At 73.1% G+C, this 3,950-nt stretch carries 4 protein-coding genes; 2 read left to right on the forward strand and 2 right to left on the reverse strand.

All coding sequences use genetic code 11. The annotated features are described in order from the left end of the window. The coding region (locus OOT08_RS02625; RefSeq protein WP_325090989.1) for an MFS transporter at window positions 1–1,170 on the reverse strand (1,170 nt) is incomplete at its 3' end. A 99-nt stretch (window positions 1,171–1,269) separates the two neighbouring features. Here OOT08_RS02625 and OOT08_RS02630 point away from each other — a divergent pair. Together OOT08_RS02630 and OOT08_RS02635 are read left to right on the forward strand one after the other, a co-directional pair. Further along, the gene (locus tag OOT08_RS02630) at window positions 1,270–1,896 is read left to right on the forward strand and encodes a TetR/AcrR family transcriptional regulator (protein ID WP_325090990.1); all 627 of its coding nucleotides are present in this window, start codon (window positions 1,270–1,272) and stop codon (window positions 1,894–1,896) included. Window positions 1,897–1,977: 81 nt separating this feature from the next. Beyond that, on the forward strand, window positions 1,978–2,445 hold the full coding sequence (locus OOT08_RS02635; protein WP_325090991.1) for a GyrI-like domain-containing protein: 468 nt from the start codon (window positions 1,978–1,980) through the stop codon (window positions 2,443–2,445). A 41-nt stretch (window positions 2,446–2,486) separates the two neighbouring features. Here the strand turns inward: OOT08_RS02635 and OOT08_RS02640 are convergent. Further along, a partial coding sequence (locus OOT08_RS02640; protein ID WP_325090992.1) for a flavin-containing monooxygenase occupies window positions 2,487–3,950 on the reverse strand: 1,464 nt, incomplete at its 5' end.

The following is a 3,950-nucleotide window of genomic DNA, read 5'->3' on the forward strand; positions in this document are numbered from 1 at the left end:
TGCCCGGGTCACCGCGAGCAGCGCGACAAGCGCCGCCCCGGAGACGATCGAGACCGCAAAGCCCCCGCCCGCGCCGGACTGGTCGATCAGCGGCCCAGCGAGCGCGGGGCCGACCGCGGTGCCGGTCACGAGCCCCGCCGTCGCCCAGGCGAGGGACTCGGTCAGCGCGGAGGTCGGCACCTCCTCCTCGATCAGCTTCGTCGCGAGGATCATGGTCGGCGCGAAGAACACCCCGGCAACGAGCACCGCCCCGGCGAGCCCGGCCGTCGAGCCAACCCAGAGCAGCGGCACCGTGGTCACCGCCGTGCCGACAATCCCCACCCGCAACAGCGAGCGCGTGGCCCGCCGAAGCCGGAGCGCGCCAAAGAGCACGCCCGAGATCGCCGAAGCAATCGAGTACACGGCGAGCACCACGGCCGCCTGCCCCGGGGAGCCCTGCTGCTGGGCGAAGGCCACGCTCGCCACATCCACCGTGCCAATGATCGCGCCCATCGCCACCATGATCAGCGCGACCCCCCAGACGGTGCGGTGCCGCAGCGCGCTCGAGCGCCCGCCCCGAGGCCCGTCACCGCATGCACTGATCCCCGGCTCCGAGCCGCGCTGGGCGAGGAGCCAGAGGGAGCCGAGCAGCAGGAGCACCCCGCCGACCAGGGGGCCCGCCTCCGGGAACCAGGCGACGCTCAGCCCGATCGCGAGCGGCGGGCCGAGCACGAAGCTCAGGTCATCGAGCACGGCCTCCCACGCAAAGGCGGCGTGCAGCTCGGGTCGCCCTCGGAGGAGGCCCACCCAGCGGACCCGGACGAGCGCGGGGGCGCTGGGGGCCACGCCGGCGCCCAGCGCGAACAGAAACAACGCCGCGTCCGGCCCGCCCAAGCGAAAGCTGAGGAGCAGGCCCGCGAGCGACCCGGCACTGAGCAGCGCCGCCGCCGGGATCACCCGGCGCTGCCCCCAGCGGTCGGCGAGCCTCGCCACCTGCGGCCCGGCGATCGCCGCGCTGAGCGCAAACACGGCGGCGAGCGCCCCCGCCAGAGCGTAGCTGCCGCGCGCGCTCGAGACCATCGTGATGAGCCCGATGCCGATCATGGACAGCGGCATGCGGGCGACGAGCCCCGCGGCCGTGAGCGGGATCGCGCCCGGCGTGCGCAGGAGGGCGGCGTAGCTGGAGGTCATGGGGGGCTCTCAATCTGATTCACATACGCGGCGTATGTCACCCCGGATCCTATTTCGCATACGCAACGTATGTCAATTAGACTCGGGGCGGAGGTGCCCATGACCGCACGCAGTCGCGCACAGATGATCGACGAGACCCGAGCCAAGCTCCTGCGAGCCGCGCGGGCGGCCTTCGCGGCCTCGGGCTACGCCGAGACCTCGATGGACGAGTTGACCGCCAGCGTCGGCCTCACCCGGGGCGCGCTCTACCACCACTTCGGCGGCAAGAGCGGCCTGCTTGCCGCGGTCGCCGACGCCATCGACGCGGACATCGACGCCGAGCTGGACCGCGTCGCATCCGCGGCCGACGGCCCCGCCGAGGCACTCGCGGCCCGCGCCGAGGCCTTCGTCCTGCTCACCCTCGAACCGGAGGCGCAACGCATCCTGTTCCGGGACGCCCCCGCGGTGCTCGGCCCGCGCGTCTCCGCCCGGGACAGCGCCTGCGTGCAGGCCCTGGCGGAACTGATCGGCGCGGGGCAGGCCGCGGGAAGCCTCCGCCCCGAGGGCTCCCCCGGGGCGCTGGCCGTGCTCGTTGACGGCGCGCTCAACGCCGCGTCCGCCTGGGTCGCCGCCGCGGAGCCGGAGCAGCAGGACGAGCGCTGCGCGGAGGCGCGGGCGGCGAGCCGGGCCCTGATCGCCGCCCTGCGCACGCGGGAGCCGGACGCCGCAGGCCCCGGGGCCGCCTGAGCCCGCGCCGGAGTGGGCACCCCCTTGCCGGTCCGAGACCCCCGGGCGTAGGGTAAAACCCTGACTCCTGGGAGGACCGCCATGCCGACGCTCGAACCGATTCTCGTCACGCTCGCCCCGCAGCACGTCGCAGGGATTCGCCGCGTCGTCCCGATGCGCGAGATCCCGCAGCACTACGACGCCTCGTTCCCCGCGCTTGGCGCGGCCTTCGCCGCCACCGGCGTCACCCCGAGCGGGCCGCCGATGGGCATCAGCAACAGCATGCCCGGGGACACCCTCGACCTCACGGTCGGCTTCCCGGTGGCCGAGGCCTTTCCGGGACACGGCGACGTGGTCGACCAGCTCCTGCCCGGGGGCCCGGCCGCCGAGATGATGGTGCTGGGCGATTACGCCCAGCTCCCCGACGCCTACGGCACCCTCCTCGCCTGGCTGGCGGAGCAGGGGCTTACCCCGGGCCCGCTGGCCTGGGAGCAGTACCTCACGAACCCCGAGCCGGACGCCGACCCGGCCCAGAACCAGACGAAACTCGTCTGGCTGCTTGCCGAGTAGCCCGGGCCCGCTCCCGGGCCCGGGCTCCTCGGCGTGCCGGATTAGACGAGCGTGACGCTCCGTTCGGGCGCACGAGGGGAGACCGGGACCTCCGCGCCGTCCGCGTCGCGGGAGAGGAAGCCCTCCCCCGTGAAGTGGCCGTTGCGCGCGCGGAAGTCGTAGGCATAGTCCGGCCAGATCAGGGTGAGGTTTCCGGATCGAGGGTCGACGTACCAGGACTGGCAGCCGCCGTCCCGGAGCCAGACCGAGGTCGCCGCGCGCTCCTGGATCTTCGCGACGTACTTCTCCTGGGCGGGCGCCGCGGGCACGAGCACCGGCAGCGCCTCGCGGTCCATCCGGTCGAGCGCCTCCAGGACGTACTGCACCTGGGACTCGATGATGTAGACGATGGAGTTGTGGCCGAGGGACGTGTTCGGCCCGTTGATCGAGAACAGGTTCGGGAAGCCCGCGACCGCCGTCGAGTCGAAGGCCGCCATCCCCGTGCTCCAGTGCTCGGCGAGGGTGCGCCCCTCGGCGTCGCGGATGTGATCGGCGAAGGGCGGCTGCGCGGCTTCAAAGCCCGTGCAGAGCACGATCGCGTCGACCGCGTACCCCGCGCCGCTCGCGCCGATCGCCTCGCCCGCCGCAACCCCGGCGAGGGCGCTCGGCTCGAGCCGCACATTCGGCCGCATGAAGGCCGGGTAGTACGTGTTCGAGGACAGCACCCGCTTGCAGCCGGGCGTGTACTCCGGCGTGAGCTGCTCGCGCAGCTCCGGGTCGCTGACCCCCGCGGCGAGGTGCCCTAGCGCCTGCCCGGTGACCTGGTCGAGGGCCGCGGGCACCCCGCGCCGCTGGGCGTAGGAGGATTCCGCGAACCAGAAGATGTCGTCCCGCTCCCGCTGCATCGTCTCCGGGTTGCGCGCGAACATGCGCTGGGTCGCCGCCGAGTAGGGCTTCACGATGCGGGGAATCACCCAGGCCGGGGTGCGTTGGAAGACGACGAGTTCCTCGACGATCTCGGCGAGCGTGGGCACCACCTGGATCGCGGAGGCCCCCGCCCCGACGACGGCGACCCGCTTCCCCGTCAGATCGGTGTCGTGATCCCAGCGGGCCGAGTGGAAGATCGGGCCGTCAAAGTCGGCGAGCCCCGGGATCTCGGGGAGGCTCGGATCGGCGAGGTGGCCGGTTCCCGTGATGAGGATGCGCCCGGAGTAAGTGCCGCGCGGGGTGCGCACCTCCCAGCGTTCGCGGTCCGCGTCCCAGCGCGCCTCCTCCATGTTGGCGTGGAAGCGCAGGTGCGGGGCGAGCCCCTCGTCGTTCGCGACGCGCACCAGGTAGTCCTGGATCTCGGGGCCCGGCGTGTAGAAACCGGACCACTCGGGGTTCATCGCGAAGGAGAAGGAGTACAGGTGGCTGGGCACGTCGCAGGCCGCCCCGGGGTAGGTGTTGTCGCGCCAGGTGCCGCCGACCTGCCCGGCCCGCTCCAGGATCAGGAAGTCCTCGCGTCCGTTGCGGCGCAGCTGCGC

The organism is Leucobacter sp. M11 (assembly GCF_035726885.1).
Classification (GTDB): domain Bacteria; phylum Actinomycetota; class Actinomycetes; order Actinomycetales; family Microbacteriaceae; genus JAPFRB01.

Coding starts and splice junctions, on each gene's coding strand:
- OOT08_RS02630 (WP_325090990.1), top strand. CDS start 1,270: ATGACCGCACGCAGTCGCGCACAGATGATCGACGAGACCCGAGCCAAG.
- OOT08_RS02635 (WP_325090991.1), top strand. CDS start 1,978: ATGCCGACGCTCGAACCGATTCTCGTCACGCTCGCCCCGCAGCACGTC.